Annotated in this window: 15 protein-coding genes; 8 read left to right on the top strand and 7 right to left on the bottom strand. The window is 55.0% G+C overall.

Going from position 1 to position 17,116, the window contains the following annotated elements; all coding sequences use genetic code 11:
• Positions 1–33: 33 nt before the first annotated feature.
• On the top strand, positions 34–543 hold the full coding sequence (locus tag AC2FLX_RS03760) for a CarD family transcriptional regulator (protein ID WP_496743945.1): 510 nt from the start codon (positions 34–36) through the stop codon (positions 541–543).
• An 84-nt stretch (positions 544–627) separates the two neighbouring features.
• On the opposite strand, the gene cobS is transcribed toward AC2FLX_RS03760, so the two are convergent.
• Positions 628–1,473: an adenosylcobinamide-GDP ribazoletransferase gene (cobS, locus tag AC2FLX_RS03755; protein ID WP_496811403.1), complete on the bottom strand. Its 846-nt coding sequence runs from the start codon at positions 1,471–1,473 to the stop codon at positions 628–630.
• Between cobS and cobT the strand changes: the two genes are divergently transcribed.
• Entirely contained in the window at positions 1,472–2,485 is a 1,014-nt protein-coding gene (cobT, locus tag AC2FLX_RS03750) for a nicotinate-nucleotide--dimethylbenzimidazole phosphoribosyltransferase (RefSeq protein ID WP_496811402.1), read from the top strand. The genes cobS and cobT overlap by 2 nt on opposite strands.
• Positions 2,486–2,538: 53 nt before the next feature.
• On the opposite strand, the gene AC2FLX_RS03745 is transcribed toward cobT, so the two are convergent.
• Both AC2FLX_RS03745 and AC2FLX_RS03740 read right to left on the bottom strand, forming a co-directional pair.
• The gene (locus AC2FLX_RS03745; RefSeq protein ID WP_480749880.1) at positions 2,539–4,413 is read right to left on the bottom strand and encodes a monovalent cation:proton antiporter-2 (CPA2) family protein; all 1,875 of its coding nucleotides are present in this window, start codon (positions 4,411–4,413) and stop codon (positions 2,539–2,541) included.
• A gap of 18 nt (positions 4,414–4,431) precedes the next feature.
• The gene (locus AC2FLX_RS03740) at positions 4,432–4,887 is read right to left on the bottom strand and encodes an Lrp/AsnC family transcriptional regulator (protein ID WP_480750006.1); all 456 of its coding nucleotides are present in this window, start codon (positions 4,885–4,887) and stop codon (positions 4,432–4,434) included.
• Positions 4,888–5,035: 148 nt separating this feature from the next.
• On the opposite strand from AC2FLX_RS03740, the gene hppD reads away from it, so the two are divergent.
• Complete coding sequence (gene hppD, locus AC2FLX_RS03735) at positions 5,036–6,136, top strand: 4-hydroxyphenylpyruvate dioxygenase (RefSeq protein ID WP_496743937.1); 1,101 nt, start codon at positions 5,036–5,038, stop codon at positions 6,134–6,136.
• Positions 6,137–6,400: 264 nt separating this feature from the next.
• Here the strand turns inward: hppD and AC2FLX_RS03730 are convergent, their stop codons facing one another.
• A complete protein-coding gene (locus AC2FLX_RS03730; RefSeq protein WP_496811401.1) occupies positions 6,401–8,551 on the bottom strand; it encodes a hypothetical protein in 2,151 nt (716 codons plus the stop codon).
• Positions 8,552–8,689: 138 nt separating this feature from the next.
• Between AC2FLX_RS03730 and AC2FLX_RS03725 the strand changes: the two genes are divergently transcribed.
• A complete protein-coding gene (locus AC2FLX_RS03725; RefSeq protein WP_496875379.1) occupies positions 8,690–9,412 on the top strand; it encodes an SIMPL domain-containing protein in 723 nt (240 codons plus the stop codon).
• A 7-nt stretch (positions 9,413–9,419) separates the two neighbouring features.
• On the opposite strand, the gene AC2FLX_RS03720 is transcribed toward AC2FLX_RS03725, so the two are convergent.
• The 3 genes from AC2FLX_RS03720 to AC2FLX_RS03710 all read right to left on the bottom strand — a co-directional run bounded on the left by AC2FLX_RS03720 (position 9,420) and on the right by AC2FLX_RS03710 (position 12,555).
• Positions 9,420–10,127 (bottom strand): GNAT family N-acetyltransferase, encoded by a 708-nt coding sequence (locus AC2FLX_RS03720; RefSeq protein WP_480749884.1) that lies wholly within the window; start codon positions 10,125–10,127, stop codon positions 9,420–9,422.
• A 20-nt stretch (positions 10,128–10,147) separates the two neighbouring features.
• On the bottom strand, positions 10,148–11,440 hold the full coding sequence (locus AC2FLX_RS03715) for an O-acetylhomoserine aminocarboxypropyltransferase/cysteine synthase family protein (RefSeq protein ID WP_496743931.1): 1,293 nt from the start codon (positions 11,438–11,440) through the stop codon (positions 10,148–10,150).
• A gap of 116 nt (positions 11,441–11,556) precedes the next feature.
• Positions 11,557–12,555 (bottom strand): GT-B fold glycosyltransferase domain-containing protein, encoded by a 999-nt coding sequence (locus AC2FLX_RS03710; RefSeq protein WP_496810864.1) that lies wholly within the window; start codon positions 12,553–12,555, stop codon positions 11,557–11,559.
• Between the two features lie 172 nt (positions 12,556–12,727).
• Between AC2FLX_RS03710 and AC2FLX_RS03705 the strand changes: the two genes are divergently transcribed.
• The 4 genes from AC2FLX_RS03705 (at position 12,728) to preA (ending at position 17,058) form a co-directional block, all read left to right on the top strand.
• Complete coding sequence (locus tag AC2FLX_RS03705) at positions 12,728–13,360, top strand: cupin domain-containing protein (protein WP_496743928.1); 633 nt, start codon at positions 12,728–12,730, stop codon at positions 13,358–13,360.
• Between the two features lie 157 nt (positions 13,361–13,517).
• On the top strand, positions 13,518–14,852 hold the full coding sequence (locus AC2FLX_RS03700) for an NAD(P)-dependent oxidoreductase (RefSeq protein ID WP_496810863.1): 1,335 nt from the start codon (positions 13,518–13,520) through the stop codon (positions 14,850–14,852).
• A gap of 46 nt (positions 14,853–14,898) precedes the next feature.
• The gene (locus tag AC2FLX_RS03695) at positions 14,899–15,735 is read left to right on the top strand and encodes a class I SAM-dependent methyltransferase (protein ID WP_480749889.1); all 837 of its coding nucleotides are present in this window, start codon (positions 14,899–14,901) and stop codon (positions 15,733–15,735) included.
• Between the two features lie 18 nt (positions 15,736–15,753).
• A complete protein-coding gene (preA, locus tag AC2FLX_RS03690) occupies positions 15,754–17,058 on the top strand; it encodes an NAD-dependent dihydropyrimidine dehydrogenase subunit PreA (RefSeq protein ID WP_480749890.1) in 1,305 nt (434 codons plus the stop codon).
• The last annotated feature ends 58 nt before the right edge of the window (positions 17,059–17,116 follow it).

The raw sequence follows: 17,116 nt of genomic DNA, 5'->3' as shown, positions 1-17,116 counted from the left end.
TGCATGTCGGTCTCCAACCAAGGAAAAATGTGAATGACAAAGTCGAAGAAGCTCGAATTCCGCCCGAACGAGTATGTTGTGTATCCGGCGCATGGCGTTGGACAGATCATGTCGATCGAAGAGCAGGAAGTCGCCGGGTTCACACTCGAGCTGTTCGTGATTTCCTTTGAAAAGGACAAAATGACCCTCCGTGTGCCGACCAACAAGGCAACCGAGTCCGGCCTGCGATCGCTCAGTTCACCCGATGTGATTAGTCAGGCAATGAAGACACTGAAGGGTAAAGCCAAGGTCAAACGCGCCATGTGGTCTCGTCGCGCGCAAGAATATGAGCAAAAGATCAACTCGGGAGATCTGATCTCGATCGCCGAAGTGGTTCGCGACCTTCACCGAACTGATGACCAGCGCGAGCAAAGCTATTCAGAGCGTCAGCTTTATGAAGCTGCACTGGAACGGTTAACTCGTGAGGTCGCCGCTGTATCCGGCGGGGATGAGATGTCGGCTGCCAAGCAGGTGGATGATGTCCTGACTTCGCGCGCTGCGTAACATAGCCATGATAAGACAAAGGCCGCCCCGTTTCGGGCGGTCTTTTTTTGTGGTTGCGGTAATGCCCTGATCATGTGTCTTTAGTCAGGTTTGCGCCGCCAGTGCCAAAAGAAAAGCGATTTCGCTGAGTGCCTGCGTAGCCCCGAGTATATCACCCGTCTGCCCGCCGATTTTTGATTTGGCGATCACTGCGAGTGCAAATGCCGTGGCGCTTGCGCAGAGTGCAGGGAGCAGGAATGCAGTACCACCCAGGACAAAGCAAAAAACTAGCGCAACTCCCAGACCAGCTATCCAAGTGGCTTTTGAGGGTCGTCCAACCTGATGGCTGAGACCAGAAATTCGAGCATTGGGCAAAACTCCCATTGAGATTGGCATCAAGGCCCGCGACCAGATTGCCGCCGCGAGAAGCGACCACAAGGCTCCTGCGGCTATGAGTGCGGCAACAGCCGAGATCCGGAGAAACTGGGACAGGATCAGCGCCAGGACCCCATAGGTGCCGATATGGCTGTCCTTCATGATCTCCAACCGTCTTTCTGGGGAAAAACCGCCCCATAACCCGTCTGCGGTATCAGCCAAGCCGTCCTCGTGCATCGCGCCCGCGCAGAGGATCAGGACCGCAACAACCAAACCGCCGCTCACCCACGATGAAAGCCCGATGGCGACTGCGATCTGGCCGACAGTGCAGGCCAGCGCCCCCAGAACCAGGCCCACAACTGGAAATGCCCATGCGGCTCGCTTCTGACGAGCAAGCACCCAGTCAGGGAGCATTGGAATCGGCAGGCGTGTCAGCAGGACGAGTGCAAGGACAACATCCCACAGCAAAAAAGCTTTCGTGTCGTTTTTTGTCACATCCAGGCCTTTCGGGGTGTTGCGGCAACGGATGCAGTGGTTAAACACGCAGCACCACTCCGATGCAACGAGGCTTTCCATGCTGCCCGAACTCTCCGATTTGAATTCATTTCGTGCATTTCTCTCCGATGCGCCTGGTCCAGATATCGAAGCGGTCAAAGGGGCGGAAGAACGCAATGGGCAGTTGACGAAACCGCCGGGGGCGCTTGGGCGGCTGGAAGAACTGGCCATCTGGTATGCTGGTTGGCGAGGGAATGCACGGCCAGTAATCGAAGCGCCACAGGTCATCGTATTTGCAGGAAACCACGGTGTTACGGTGCAAGGGGTGTCGGCATTTCCACCGGAAGTGACCGAGCAAATGGTTTTGAATTTCCAGCATGGTGGCGCTGCGATCAATCAGTTGGCAAAGGCAGCGGGCGCAAAGTTGGATGTCTGTGCGCTTGAACTGGATCGGCCGACTGAAGATTTTACCAAGGCGTCCGCGATGTCTGAAGACGACCTTTTGATGGCGCTGCGGACCGGCTGGCATGCGGTCAGTCCGAATTCGGATCTTCTGGTTGTAGGTGAAATGGGGATCGGAAACACGACACCAGCGGCTGCTATTGCTTGTGCCTTGTTTGGTGGAGAAGCTGTAGACTGGACCGGGCGCGGCACCGGTGTCGATGATGCTGGACTTGCTAATAAAACACGCGTCGTGGCCGAAGGTGTTGCCCTGCATGGTGACAGCGGGGATGGCATCGAAATCTTGCGTAGGCTAGGTGGACGCGAAATCGCGGCGATGGCTGGTGCAATCGCTGCCGCGCGGGTGTTGCGCATTCCCGTCATCCTGGACGGTTTTATCTGTTCGGCGGCCGCGGCGTGCCTGGAATACACGGTACCTGGTGCGCTGAATCATACCGTTGCCGGGCACCAGAGCGCCGAGGGCGCACACGGCGCAGTTTTGGCACACCTGAACAAGGAGCCGCTGTTGTCCCTTGGTCTTCGATTGGGCGAGGGGTCGGGCGCGGCGCTGGCCATACACATTCTGAAAAGCGCTGTCGCATGCCATTCAGGTATGGCGACTTTTGCCGAAGCAGGTGTATCGGACGGTTGAACCGCCTGTCTGTCTAGGGCGGGCCGCATTAGCATTGACCCGTCGGGTGACGATCAAGCAGTTTTCTTGGCATGTTCCTCAGCTAGTTCCAAAAGCGCGGTTTCGAGGTCTTTCTCTAGAAGCTGAGCCCGTTCGATGTATTTCTTGTTCTCGGCGGTCGGCATGCCGGGTACCCACAGATCCGCCAAATCCCGGATCGTGTTGCGGTCGTGGCGATAGAATGTCTTTTCAGCCTGCGCGGCCTCGTACTCACTGAGGCCGACATTCTCTAGAACATAGCGTCCTGCGCGCAATGCCCCGTCGAACATTTCGCGAACGATGTCGTCAGCCCCGGCCTGATAGAGTTCGTAGACGTGATTGCGGTCACGGGCACGGGCGATAATGTGCAGGTCAGGTCGCTGTCTGCGGGCGTATGTCACAAGACGCGTCACCATCTTCGGATCATCCATGGCTGCCACCAGAACCTGTGCTTTTGCGAGCCCGGCTGCACGTAGCAGTTCCGGTCGGGTCGGGTCTCCTAGAAAGCCTTTGACTCCGAAGCGACGCATCAACTGGATCGTTTCAATATTGTGATCCAAAACGATGGTCTTGAAACCACTGGCTTGTACCAACCGATTAACGATCTGCCCGAACCGCCCAATGCCTGCTATAATTACCGGGCCTGCTTCGTCGATCTTGTCTGGTTCGGGTGTCGGGATTTTGTCCCGCATGTTTCGAGACAGGATGTCGTAGACAATAAACAAAAGCGGTGTGATCAGCATAGTCAGGGCAATGACCATCAGAAGCTTTTGCGACAAGTCTGGCGGAATGACGTTTTGTTTGGTGGAAAACGCCAGCAGAACGAAACCGAATTCACCTGCTTGGGCCAATCCAAGGGTGAAAAGCCAGCGATCCCGCCCTTTGAGTTTGAATGCACGACCTACGACGTAGAGAATGATACCTTTGGCCAGTATTACCAGTAACGCCAGCCCGATCAGGTCCAACGGATCGCGGAAGAAATAGGCGATGTCGATCCCTGCGCCGACAGTAATGAAGAACAGCCCCAGCAGCAGGCCTTTGAAGGGTTCAAGGTCACTTTCCATTTCATGGCGGAATTCAGAACTGGCCAGAACCACGCCAGCAAGAAATGAACCGAGTGCAGGAGACAGCCCAACCAACGTCATCAGGAAAGAAATGCCTACCACGATCATTAACGCCAGGGCCGTATACATTTCGCGCAGCCGCGTGGAGTGAATGAAGCGAAACAAGGGTCGGGTTAGATAGACGCCAGCGAGAACAACAAATACAATCGCTCCAATCGTTACCAAGGTCACTGCCCAGCCCGGCAAGCCGTCTACCAGTGAAAGGGCCTGATGATGGCCGCTATCACTACCTCCGCGGCTGATGGAACCGTCGTTTTGTATCCGTGCACCAGGGCTGATGGCGAGCAATGGAAGGAAGGCGAGGATGGGAATGACCGCGATGTCTTGCGTGAGCAACACGGAAAATGTCGCCCGCCCGCCATTGGTTTGCATCAGTCCCTTTTCCGAAAGGGTCTGCAGCACGATGGCCGTCGACGACAAGGACAGCGTCAGCCCGACGGCCAAGGCGATCGACCACGAATGTCCGGCAATCATAGCTACCACCATGATCGCAAGCGAAGATACCCCGACCTGGAGCCCGCCAAGCCCCAGAAGCTTGTCGCGCATATCCCAAAGTGCTTTGGGTTCAAGCTCCAAGCCGATCAGGAACAGCATCATGACGACACCGAACTCGGCAACGTGCTGGAGGCTGGCTGTTTCTGCGCCGACCAACCCCAGAATCGGTCCAATGACAATGCCGGCGGCCAGATAGCCCAGTACCGATCCCAATCCCAGACGTGCCGAAAGCGGTACCGCTATTACCGCCGCCGCCAGATAAATCGAAGCCTGGTAGAGGAAATTTTCCATTGGTGCCCTTTCCGGCGTTCAAATAGGCAGGGGAGCGTCCCGTTTCAATTGGTCCATAACGATCTGGCTTTGTACCCGCGCAACTGCAGGATGGGGCAGGATTACCTCGTGAAGCAACCGATTGAGAGCAGGAAGATCGTCGCAATAGACGTGTAGGAGATAATCCGCTTCTCCGGTCATCGTCCAGGCACTGGTGATCTCTGGTCGCGAATGGACCATGCGGGCGAATCCGGCGGACTGGTCAGGACCGTGAGTACCAAGGTGCACCTGAATAAAGCCCTGAACATGCAGGCCTAGTTTCAAGGGATCCAGTTTGGCCGCATAGTTGGTGATGTATCCTTCTGCTTCAAGCCTTTGTCGGCGGCGACCTGCCTGGCTAGGCGACAAATTCAACATCTCTCCCAACTGATGTGAGGTTAGGTGAGCGTTCTTTTGCAGTGCTGCCAGAAGTTTCGAGTCTATAGAATCCAGCATGTGCGTCATTTTCTCTTTTTTCTGAATGATAGTGCGCGAAACGCGCGTGTAAACATCTGGGTAAGCTAAAAATTGCGCAAAACTAGCATCTAGAAAGGCGTATTCTCGAATCAGCTAAATTGAACCCGTCCTAACATGGAGAAGCCGCATGGGCCCCTTTCCACACAATGCCCCCAAGTCTGTTATCAGCGCTGATAACCCCGCTGGCACGGATGGGTTCGAGTTTGTCGAATTCGCTCATCCCGAACCGCAGGAACTGCGTGATTTGTTTTCCAAGATGGGGTTTGAACTGGTAGCCCGCCACAAGAACAAGCCCTTGGTCGAACTCTGGCAGCAAGGCGACGTGACGTATATCCTGAATGCCGATGTGAACAGCTTTGCTGCAAAATTCGTCGAGGAACACGGCCCATGCGCCCCGGCGATGGCTTGGCGTGTTGCGGATGCGCGGGACGCCTATGAGCATGCAGTCTCGAAAGGTGCCGAGCCGTATGATGCCGCCGACAAAACAATGAATGTACCCGCCATCAAGGGCATTGGTGGCTCTCTGATATATTTCATCGACCAATACTACGATACTTCACCCTACAACGCAGAGTTCGAGTGGCTCAAGCAATCCAAACCGCGTGGCGACGGGTTCTATTACCTCGATCACCTGACTCACAATGTCTTCAAGGGCAACATGGACAAGTGGTTCAAGTTCTATGGCGATCTGTTCAACTTCAAGGAAATCCGTTTCTTTGACATTCAAGGCAAGTTTACCGGGTTGTTCAGTCGCGCACTGACATCGCCATGTGGCCGCATCCGCATCCCGATCAATGAAGACCGCGGCGAAACGGGCCAGATCGTGGCCTATCTGAAGAAGTACAAGGGTGAAGGGATCCAGCACATCGCGGTGGGTACTGATGATATATACGATTCGACAGACGCAATCGCGGCCAAGGGTTTGAAATTCATGCCCGGCCCGAACGAGGCCTATTATGACATGTCCTATGAACGTGTCACGGGTCATGGCGAACCCAAGGATCGAATGATGAAACATGGTATCCTGATCGATGGGGAAGGCGTGATTGACGGCGGTGAGACCAAAATTCTGCTTCAGATTTTCTCGAAAACCGTAATTGGCCCAATCTTCTTTGAGTTCATCCAGCGAAAAGGCGATGACGGATTTGGTGAGGGCAACTTCAAGGCGCTTTTCGAGTCAATTGAGCGCGAGCAGATCGAAACTGGTGAGATTCACGCTGCGGAATAGACAGATATGGGACGCGGGCTGGAAAAACAGGCCCGAAAAAGAAAAGCGTCGCGCTCCCTCGCGTGGCGTTTTTTTGCGACGGAGCCATGGGCTATTTTATGACGTCTGCAGTACCAACGTGATCAGTCAAACAAACGGAATGGTCGCGCAGAACTTCCAGAACACGACAGCCACTTCCCCATTGTCTGCACCTCGGTGCGAGTTCTGCGAGACAAGGTTTCGATAGGCAGCATCAAGGGGATTCTACAAGAGAAAGACGGGAACTCAGCCTTTAGGCATGTCCAGCGTTACTTTTCGGCCGTTTTTTTGATAGTGTAATTCGCTGTCGCCAATGGCGACGATCTTCCCGCCGTCGATCCGGTCGCCGACTTTGACCTTTTTGTACCGCCCGCTCGGCAGTCGGATCAAAGCTCGACGGTTGGCCGGGGTTCCATATACGCCGATCAAGTTGAGACGCCGAAGGTTGAGCGCATTGTCTAGCGTTGCCTGACGGGCAACTGATGCTGTTGAAGGGATTTTCGGCGTAACGGATATTGCTGCAAAACTGCCTGCTTCGTCGGAAGATGCAGAACTGTCCTGACCGCCTGACGCTCCAAGTGTGCTGTTTGTTGCCGCGGACACTGAGGCCGTTACAGGTGCCAGACCTTTCGGGCGGACCTTTGGTTTCAAAGCGACAACAACAGCAAGAGCTGTTGGTGCGTTGTCAATCGTCGGATCGGTCTGGAGGGATTCAGGGCGTAATTTGGGGCGCAGCCCGGCCAATTCTTCGACCGAGCGCCCACCAAGTTGCTGGCGTTCACTATTCTCTACAAGTGTATCGGGGCGCAGCTTCGGCTTGAACCCGCCAAGGCGAACTAGGGTTTCATCTATTTCCGGTTTGGATTCAGTCCGTTCGGGTGGCGGCGGCGGTACGGTCGAGGGCCGTCCCAAATAGATTATCACCCCATCCGGATTGAGCGTTCCTTCGGGCGTTGCAGTCACCAGCCCTCGAGAGTCTAGTTCAAATTTCGCTCCAGCCGTGCCTGGGAGGCTTACCTGACCAAGAGGATAGTCGGTATTAAACGAATCTGCATCAGGTAAAGCGATGGCATCTTGCGACAGGTCGGCGGTATCGATTGAGGCCACGTAAAGATCATTAAGGGACGTGTCGATCTCAGGATCCAAAGGCGGTAACGGATCGTCACTCCAGACACCACTCTCTGCATAAAGTGAGTCTTCTACTTCTGGATTGACGTCAACCACATCAACTGACTGGGGTTCGACCCGCAAAGCGTCGAGAACTGCGCTGTCTGTGACGGATAACACCGGCGTTCCCGCCGTTTCGGGAATGCCCTGATCGACAACCACATGTGGCCCTTCATCGGGATCGGCAGGGTTGATCCGCTCGGATACTTCTAATGGCGGGTTCTGGAGGTCAGGAACGGGATCGGGACCAGTGCTGGTCCCAACTACAAGCCAACCCGCCAAACCTGTGACGACAAACATTGATGCGGCAATGGCCGTAATCGCTAAAAGACGATTTTTGCGCCCTGAGTTTCTTGCGCCGAAGATTGTCAATCTCTCCGCCTCATTCGGCGGTGATTTCGGCACGATTGGCGCCTGAAATACCGCAGCTGGTGCCGAGTCGGCGATCGGATGTATTGTAGGTTGGTGCGGTCGCTGCAGTTTAGTAGTGTGCGGTTTTTCTACGGGTTTTGTTGGAGTTGGCTCGGCGCTGTTTCCTGTGTTTTCCTGTTCGACTTCGGGTAGATTTGGGCGTCGGCACGATGTGAATCCTACGGTGTCTTGTCGCCCTGTTGCCGGTCCGACGGGGCCTTGGACTAAAGGAACAGAGATTTCTCGGTTCTGGGAAAGTGCATCCGAAGAAATTTCAAATTGCGGAATAGAGGCTTCCCCGACTATTTCGATTCGATCGTCGTCTGGCTCGATCGGTTCGTCAAATCCCAAAGCTGCTCCAAAGAACGGTTCATGTGGGAACATATCTGGTTTGGGCAATGCAACGTAGCTGACTGGTTGAAACTGGTGCTTTCTGGCAAATGCCTCTGCCTCGCTCAGTGTGACTTTGGCGACTGCGGCGACATGCGTAACCGTTCCCTCTTCTGCAGCGTCAAAGACCAGATCGTTCAGCCGATACGGAGTCGCGGATTCAAGTTCCGATTCAATCAGGACCTGTCTTTCGTCAACGGAGGCCGAACCGGTATCAATCGTCAGATATCTGATCTGATCGTCGGGAAGCACCACCTTGCAGCGTGTGTCCAGTTCGAGCAACGTGGCCTTCTCCAATAGAGTTGCCAGAACAGCGGTGAGGTCGGGATCGCTGGCGAATACATCCCCGACCCGCAACCAGCCCTGATCGGCTCGGTGCAGCAACGTGATCTTGTCGACCGACAACAGCAAAGCAAATGCGGGTTTCATGCTCTGGAAATACCGTAAACCTCAGATCATGTGCAGACGGTATCGTGTCCACGTGCCGAGATTAGAGCAGGATGTCGCCGAGGGAAAGAAAAACACCAAATCTCCCCTTGTCCGGCAAAGCCCCGCGCACCCATCTTTATGACTGAAACAACAGGAGAAAGTGTTTTGAGGATATTGGTTTTTCTTATTGCAGTTTTGTTGGCAACAGCTGCAGGATTGGCGCGCGCAGATGAAGGCCGTATCACGGTCAACGGAACCGGAACAGCTGAGGCAGCGCCAGATATGGCGACTATCACGTTAGGCGTTACCAACCAGAACACCGAAGCTGCCGCGGCAATGCGTGCGACATCAGATGCCGTGACTGCGATTCTGAACAGGCTCTTGGAACTAGAGATCGAGGAGCGTGACATCCAAACACGTGATCTATCTCTGTCCCCGGTTTGGGCTGGGCGTCATGGCCAGAATGATCAGGAGCCCAGAATAACTGGCTTTGTCGCGTCGAATCGGGTTGTCGTTCGGATTCGCGATCTTGATCGTTTGGGAGGCATACTTGATGCGGTCATTCGCGACGGTGCAAATGATTTTGACGGGTTGAGCTTTGGAATGCAGGATCCAAAGCCGTTGGAGGCTGATGCGCGCGTCAAAGCGGTTGCTGACGCAATGGACAAGGCGAAACAGTTGGCTGATGCGGCGGGTATTTCGCTCGGCAAAGTCGTTGCCATCAACGATCACGGTGGAGGCGGTCGACCAATGATGCGTATGGCTGAGATGTCGATGGCCGATTCTGGCGGACTTCCAATCGCCGCCGGTGAGATAACGGTGGAAACTTCCGTGTCGATGGTATTTGAGATCGCGGAATAGTCCGCTTTCAACTCTCGCGGGCCAATAGCGCTGATTTCTGTTGGCCCGCGGCATCAAAATTTCCGGGGTCAAGCCAGGTTTGAAAGGTGCGCCGGATGCGCGGCCAGTCCTTATCGATAATGGCAAACCAGGCGGTATCCCGGTTCCGACCCTTGTAATGCGTCGCCTGACGGAACGTACCCTCATACCGGAACCCAAGACGTTCAGCTGCTCGACAGGACGGGCCGTTCAAAGCATCACATTTCCACTCATATCTGCGATAACCTAGTTCATCGAAAACCCGGCGCATCATCAGATACATCGCCTCTGTCGACTCGGGACGGCGCTGAAGCAGGGGCGAGAAATGGATGTGCCCGACTTCAATTGCTCCGTGGTTGGGTTCGATGCGTAGATAACTGGCTATTCCGACTGGCATTCCCTCGACATTGGTTACGGTATGAAAAAGAGGATCGGCTCCCGAGCAGGAGTTGATCATCCAATCCAGAAAACTCGCCTGGGTGTCAAAAGGGCCATAGGGCAGATAGGTCCAGTTCCGCCCGTTCGCGTCTTGCGCATAGGCCCGGAATAATTCCGGACCGTGCGCGTTTACGTCCAAAGGCAGAACTGAACAGAACTGCCCATGCATTGCACTATGAGGCGGGAGAGGGCGCGGAAAACCGGTCGTGACCGGCTCTCCGATGGGTTGTCCAAATTTGTTAGTGCGCTGCTCCGTCATGGTACAATCGCCAGTAGCGTTCAGTCACACGCCTTTGCCAGCGCCTGATCCAAATCGGCAATCAGGTCGTCCGCATCTTCGATGCCGATGGAAAGGCGTACAACGTTTGGTCCCGCACCTGCGGCTTCCTGTTGCTCTACTGTCAACTGGCGGTGTGTTGTAGAGGCTGAGTGAATGATCAGCGAACGTGCATCTCCGAGGTTGGCCACATGACTGAAAATCTCGAGCGCGTTGACGAGCTTGACGCAAGCCTCATATCCGCCCTTGACTGCAAATGTGAACAAAGCTCCCGCTCCCTTGGGGTAATATTTTTTGACCCGATCATGATAAGGGGAAGAGGGCAGGCCAGCATAGGTCACATAGTCCACACGCTCATCCGTTTCGAGCCATGCCGCCACCTTCATCGCGTTTTCCACGTGGCGCTGCATCCTTAGAGAGAGTGTTTCGATGCCCATCAATGTATAGTGTGCCGCTTGTGGGTTCATTGTCATGCCCAGATCACGCAGGCCGATAGCGATGCTGTGAAACGTGAAAGCGAGGGGACCGAATGTTTCGTGAAACTTCAGCCCATGATAGGCTGGTTCGGGCGCGTTGAGCGAGGGAAATTTGTCACTGGCGGACCAATCAAACTGCCCGGAATCCACGATACAGCCACCAGTTACCGTACCATTGCCGGTAAGGTATTTCGTGGTCGAATGCACAACAAGCGTTGCACCTTGTTCGATCGGGCGGCAGAGGTACGGGGTGGCCGAAGTATTGTCCACAATTAGCGGAACGCCGGCTGCATCAGCGACATCTGCAAGCGACCGAATGTCAGTCACATAGCCTCCGGGATTGGCAACGGATTCACAAAACACGGCCCGAGTGTTTTCGTCGATTGCCTTTTTCACCGCGTCAAGGTCGTCGGTATCGACGAATTTGGCCGACCAACCGAACCGTTTTATCGTCTGGCTGAATTGAGTGACCGTTCCGCCATATAGGCGCGTCGATGCGACAACGTTGCAACCTGGTCCCATCAACGGAAACAGGGCCATGATCTGTGCCGCATGGCCCGACGAGCAGCAAACCGCGCCAACACCGCCTTCGAGTGTTGCGATGCGTTCTTGCAGAACCGCGACGGTCGGATTGGTCAGGCGCGAATAGATAAAGCCGACCTCTTGCAGGTTAAAAAGCGCTGCAGCGTGATCGGCATCGCGGAACACGTAGGCCGTGGTCTGATAAATCGGCGTCTGCCTTGCGCCGGTTGCCGGATCGGGGCGCGCTCCGGCATGAATTTGCAGCGTATCAAAGCCATAAGTCGGGCCGTTGGACATCATCTGGTCTCCCTTTGGAACATGCTTGGCGGAATCAGTAAGCTATAGCTTGCAGTTTCACAACGAACCCTATGTAAAGAACGGTGGTGTGTCATAGGCTGGATAATCAGGAGCGCTCAACGGAGCCATAGGCCACTGTCCTTGATCCGTTTGCGAATGACCTGTTCTCTTACAGGCAGGTTGCGTTGGTCGAACATCGCTCGTACTTTGGCGCCTTTGCCTTGAAGCACCATTTTCTTTATTGGTTCATACGGTTTTAGTGCTTTTTTGATTTTGTTATGAGATGTGGCCGCTTCGGCGACTTCGATGGCATGGTCACTCTCACGGGCATACAACAAGGGAAACAGGCGATAGTGGCAACTGACGGTCCCATCCAGAAGTCCCAGCGGCAACGCGTCACGCCCACCGCCGAATGAGTGGATCACCAGGGGCAGCGCAACCTGATCCAGCCATGGATCAAGGCTTTGCCCTAAAAGTTCGGGAATATCGTCATCTCGAATGGAGCGGGCATAGTCGAGAAACCGCTGTCCGAACTTTCTTGGGCAGGAATAGTAAAAAAAGCCTGCGTTGAAGTACAAGTAACGCCGCCAATGATCGACCGGCTGACTGTGATCGAGAGAGCTTTCAAAATCCAGACCAAAACGTTGATATAAGGCGCGCCAGATGTCGTCGAAGCCTGGGCCATAAAGTGTAGGTTTGGGCCAGGTTCCTTCGACCCGTAACGAGGCCGAAGGGCGTTCAAACTCGAACGGGACCGTGGTTAGATCGCCGGTGATCAGGGTGTCGGTATCAAAGAATACAAACGGTTCTCCCTCAGGTAATGACAAAAGGGCTTCGATCTTGTTGCCATAGGGGTAACTTTCGCCGAAAACTCGGCTTTCAAAGGGTAAGAATTCGACCTCCAAGTAGTCCAGTGCATTCAAAATGTCCTCATTTCGTATGCCGGGGTCGTTGTTCCATTCTGACCCCATTTGCGGTGCGGCGACGATTAGGCGGCCATTGAAATTGGGGGAACTCAAACGCAGCGATGCGGCAAACAGAACGGCTTCGTATTGCAAGCGGTTATTTTGCCCGATGATGACAATATTGAAGCTTGCGCCCGTGTTCGGTGTCATTGAAGATCTCTGCCTGTTTTGGCTTCGGCTGCCAAGCGCTTATAGAGTGTGCCTTGTTGGGTGAAAACCATTTTGGAGGAACAGGTGCCTTGCTACGCTCTCTCTTCAAATATGTTGGAACTTTACGCTTGAGATACCATCTAAAGATGGAAAAAAGGTCAGGAGAAAGCCCATGAGGATCAATGCCGATTTCACGAAACGGGCAGCCGTGCATTTTGAGGAAACCGAATGGGTAAAATCTCCGGCGGTTGGGGTCGAGCGGAAGATGCTGGACCGTATTGGAGAAGAGGTTGCGCGGGCCACAACGATTGTCCGTTTCGCGCCTGGGAGCTCTTTTGCTGCGCATACCCACGATGGTGGGGAAGAGTTTCTCGTACTCGAAGGCTTATTTCAGGATGAAAGCGGCGATTTCCCAGTTGGCAGCTATGTTCGTAATCCGCCAACCACTTCTCACACACCTTCGGCGCAAGAAGGGGCGACCATTCTGGTCAAGCTTCATCAGTTTGATCCAGCAGACCGCACGGAAGTGCATCGTTCGCTCAACGGTGAGAGTGACATCGCTCTCTACAAAGATATCCACGAAGACGTCCGCGTCGAAACATGGTTGCCGGGAGCAGATGTCAGCATTGACGTAGCCGGAGGTTTGGAAGTGTTTGTGATCCGTGGGATGTTCACAGAATCAGAAGAGAAATTCGGCAAGTGGGATTGGCTGCGGTTGCCGCCGGGTGCCGAGTTTCGGGCGATTGTCGGGCCAGAGGGTGCCCGCGTCTGGATCAAGTCCGGGCATCTGACGAATATGGTGTGAACTGGCAAACCGCGCGAACAGTTCCAGGTTTCATGAGATCCGGGCCGAATGGTCCGGATTTCGCTTTTTTTGACTGATTTCTAAATTTTACCAATTGATAAAAATTTCAAATGTGGCAAGCTGTAGTCAAGAAAACACATCTACAGGGAGTAGAGCGATGGCAAAGGGCCAGATGGCTCCCGGCATTGTAGCCGGACGGCTTTCCAGCGAAGAGCTGATTTCGAATTTCGCGGATCTGCATCCGCCTTATGCGCCTCACGAGGCCGCGGTGGCGGCAGATCGCTGCTATTTCTGTTATGATGCGCCGTGCACCAAGGCCTGTCCCACCGATATCGATATCCCGCTGTTCATTCGACAGATTCAGGTGGGACAACCCGAGGCGGCAGCCAAGACTATCTTAGAACAAAATATTCTTGGCGGGATGTGTGCCCGCGTCTGTCCTACTGAAACGCTGTGTGAAGAGGTTTGCGTTCGGGAGGCTGCCGAAGGCAAACCGGTCGAGATTGGACGTTTGCAGCGGTATGCCACAGACAGCATGATGGCTTCTGGCACGCACCCGTTCAGCCGTGCCGCACCGACAGGCAAAACCGTAGTTGTTGTCGGGGCAGGTCCGGCAGGGTTGGCCTGTGCTCACCGACTGGCAATGATGGGCCATGATGTGGTGATCCACGAGGCACGTGCAAAATCGGGGGGGCTTAACGAGTTCGGCATTGCCGCGTATAAAGCCACAAACAACTTTGCCAAAGCCGAGGTGGATTGGCTTCTAAAGATCGGTGGCATCACCATCGAAACAGGGTCCGTGTTGGGTAAGGACATAACAATAGATGGCTTGCGCGAAAACTATGACGCCGTTTTTCTCTCTATCGGTTTGGCCGGGGTTAACGCATTGCGTGTCGAAGGCGCGGATAAGGATGGCGTACTTGATGCGGTGGATTTCATAGCGGATCTCCGGCAGATCAGCGACTTGGCTACTTTGCCTGTTGGTCGCAATGTGGTCGTCATAGGTGGCGGGATGACCGCGGTGGACGCCGCAGTGCAGTCCAAACTGCTGGGGGCGGAGAATGTCACCATCGCCTATCGTCGGGATCGCTCAGCAATGGGAGCCAGCCGGTTCGAACAGGACCTGGCGGCTTCAAAAGGCGTCAAGCTGATGTTCAACGTACAACCGTTGTCAGTTCACGGAAGTGATACCGCGACCGAAATAGAACTGGAGTATACTGTCAATGATGGTGGCAAACTGATTGGTACGGGCGAAACCGTGCGCCTGCCTGTCGATCAGGTGTTCAAGGCCATTGGTCAAACGCTGGAAGGTGCGCCGGAAGGGCTGAAGCTGGACGGCAACAAGATCGCTGTCAGCGGTGCGGGCCGCACTTCCGTGGCAGGTGTCTGGGCGGGTGGAGATTGCGCGGCGGGCGGTGAAGACCTCACCGTTACGGCTGTTGCTGAAGGCCGGGATGCTGCGATGGACATCCACGAGACGCTGGTTTCGTGATAGGATGGGGTATTCGCCCCATTCCTTTCGCTGCTGAGGTATTCCCATGTCCCAGATCGAACAAGCCGTAGCGCAACACTACACCACCGGAGCACTGACTGACCGCGTTCGCGCGGCGCTTGAGGCCAGCGGTATCGATCCGGATGCGGCCACGGTCGCAGACCTGAAAGCAGGGGACGAGTTCCATACGGGCGGCGTTCTGGCGACCAACAACCTGTTTGCGCAGTTGTCGCCGACCCATGCGACCCGTGTTCTGGATGTCGGATGCGGTATCGGCGGAACCTCTCGCTATGTCGTGGATCGCTATGGCTCGACAGTAACAGGCGTCGATCTGACACCGGAATTCGTTGAAACCGCCAAGGTGCTCAGCGATATGGTCGGGCATTCCTCGAAAACCAGCTTTCATGTGGGCAGTGCTTTGGAGATGCCGGTGCCGGATGCTGGGTTCGATCTGGCTGTCATGATGCATGTGGGCATGAACATAAAGGACAAGGCCGGGCTGTTCGCTGAAGTGTCGCGGGCGCTGGCCAAGGGCGGTACTTTTGCCCTGTTCGATGTGATGGCCGGAGACGTGGACGAGCCGCTGGCTTTCCCTCTGCCGTGGTCCACTGTTGCCGAAACCTCGTTCGTGGATGCGCCGGGTGTTTATAAGTCTGCGGCAAGCGCCGCGGGTCTTGAACTGGTGACAGAAACGGATCGCACCGAATTCGCGATACAGTTCTTCGAGGACGTCTTTGCAAAGATTGCCGAATCCGGCCCGGCACCTCTGGGCATTCATCTGATGATGGGCGAGACGGCACCCGAAAAGTTCCAGAACTACGTCAAAAACCTCAAGGCCGGGCGCATACGTCCGACCGAAATGATATTCAAAAAATCCGGCTGAGCCGGGAAGGGAGAAGCCATGGCCGATCTGACAACAAACTTTCTGGGCATTTCCAGCCCAAATCCGTACTGGCTGGCCTCTGCGCCGCCGACGGACAAGGAATACAATGTGCGCCGCGCCTTTGAAGCCGGTTGGGGTGGTGTCGTCTGGAAGACCCTGGGGGCCGAAGGCCCGCCGGTGGTCAATGTAAACGGTCCTCGCTATGGCGCCATCTATGGGGCTGACCGGCGTTTGCTGGGTCTCAACAACATCGAACTGATCACCGACCGCCCGCTTGAGGTGAACCTCGAGGAAATGGCGCGAGTCAAGGCGGACTATCCAGATCGGGCGTTGATCGCTTCGATCATGGTGCCATGTGAAGAAGCGGCATGGAAGGCGATCCTCCCGCAGGTGACCGAAACCGGGGCTGACGGGATCGAGCTCAATTTCGGCTGTCCCCATGGGATGAGCGAACGCGGCATGGGTTCGGCGGTTGGACAGGTGCCCGAATATATCGAAATGGTCACTCGCTGGTGCAAGCAATACTATGATAAGCCGGTGATCGTTAAGCTGACGCCGAACATCACTGATATCCGAAAGCCAGCCACTGCGGCGAAAAACGGTGGTGCAGACGCGGTGTCTCTGATCAATACGATCAACTCGATCACCAGTGTTAATCTGGACACTTTCAGCCCGGAACCGACGATTGACGGCAAGGGTAGCCACGGCGGCTATTGTGGGCCAGCGGTCAAGCCGATTGCATTGTCAATGGTGTCAGAAATCGCGAGAAATTCCGACACGCGCGGGTTGCCGATTTCGGGCATTGGTGGCGTGACAACGTGGCGTGACGCGGCAGAATTCATGAGCCTCGGCTGCGGCACGGTGCAAGTTTGCACCGCTGCTATGACCTATGGGTTCAAAATCATCGACGAGTTGACGGCTGGCCTGTCGCGGTGGATGGATGAAAAGGGATATGTCAACGTTTCCGAAATCGTTGGACGTGCGGTCCCCAACGTCACCGATTGGCAATTTCTGAACCTGAATTACGTAGCAAAGGCCAGCATCAATCAGAATCAGTGCATCAAATGCGGTCGTTGCTATGCGGCTTGCGAGGATACCAGCCACCAAGCTATTTCGATGTCGTCAGACCGGGTGTTCGAGGTGAAGGACGAAGAATGTGTGGCTTGCAACCTCTGCGTTGATGTATGCCCGGTCGAAGGGTGCATTTCGATGGTGCCGATGGCTGCGGGTGAAACCGATCCACGCACTGGCAAGGTGGTCGAGGCAGAATACGCCAACTGGACCACGCATCCGAATAACCCGATGGCCAAGGCGGCGGAGTAACGCCAAGTCGTACGCCATGGCTGGTATTGGACAGAAAGGCTATGATAAGCGGGGTGGC

It is taken from the genome of Ruegeria sp. YKSF57 (assembly GCF_059612585.1).
Note: the sequence above shows the minus strand (reverse complement) of the source record. Positions and strands in the feature narration are given on the sequence as shown.

Bases quoted from the DNA above. Each gene is read 5' to 3' on its own strand.
- AC2FLX_RS03760 (WP_496743945.1), top strand. From the start codon at position 34: ATGACAAAGTCGAAGAAGCTCGAATTCCGCCCGAACGAGTATGTTGTG.
- cobT (WP_496811402.1), top strand. From the start codon at position 1,472: ATGCTGCCCGAACTCTCCGATTTGAATTCATTTCGTGCATTTCTCTCC.
- cobS (WP_496811403.1), bottom strand. From the start codon at position 1,473: ATGGAAAGCCTCGTTGCATCGGAGTGGTGCTGCGTGTTTAACCACTGC.
- AC2FLX_RS03745 (WP_480749880.1), bottom strand. From the start codon at position 4,413: ATGGAAAATTTCCTCTACCAGGCTTCGATTTATCTGGCGGCGGCGGTA.
- AC2FLX_RS03740 (WP_480750006.1), bottom strand. From the start codon at position 4,887: ATGCTGGATTCTATAGACTCGAAACTTCTGGCAGCACTGCAAAAGAAC.
- hppD (WP_496743937.1), top strand. From the start codon at position 5,036: ATGGGCCCCTTTCCACACAATGCCCCCAAGTCTGTTATCAGCGCTGAT.
- AC2FLX_RS03730 (WP_496811401.1), bottom strand. From the start codon at position 8,551: ATGAAACCCGCATTTGCTTTGCTGTTGTCGGTCGACAAGATCACGTTG.
- AC2FLX_RS03725 (WP_496875379.1), top strand. From the start codon at position 8,690: ATGACTGAAACAACAGGAGAAAGTGTTTTGAGGATATTGGTTTTTCTT.
- AC2FLX_RS03720 (WP_480749884.1), bottom strand. From the start codon at position 10,127: ATGACGGAGCAGCGCACTAACAAATTTGGACAACCCATCGGAGAGCCG.
- AC2FLX_RS03715 (WP_496743931.1), bottom strand. From the start codon at position 11,440: ATGTCCAACGGCCCGACTTATGGCTTTGATACGCTGCAAATTCATGCC.
- AC2FLX_RS03710 (WP_496810864.1), bottom strand. From the start codon at position 12,555: ATGACACCGAACACGGGCGCAAGCTTCAATATTGTCATCATCGGGCAA.
- AC2FLX_RS03705 (WP_496743928.1), top strand. From the start codon at position 12,728: ATGAGGATCAATGCCGATTTCACGAAACGGGCAGCCGTGCATTTTGAG.
- AC2FLX_RS03700 (WP_496810863.1), top strand. From the start codon at position 13,518: ATGGCAAAGGGCCAGATGGCTCCCGGCATTGTAGCCGGACGGCTTTCC.
- AC2FLX_RS03695 (WP_480749889.1), top strand. From the start codon at position 14,899: ATGTCCCAGATCGAACAAGCCGTAGCGCAACACTACACCACCGGAGCA.
- preA (WP_480749890.1), top strand. From the start codon at position 15,754: ATGGCCGATCTGACAACAAACTTTCTGGGCATTTCCAGCCCAAATCCG.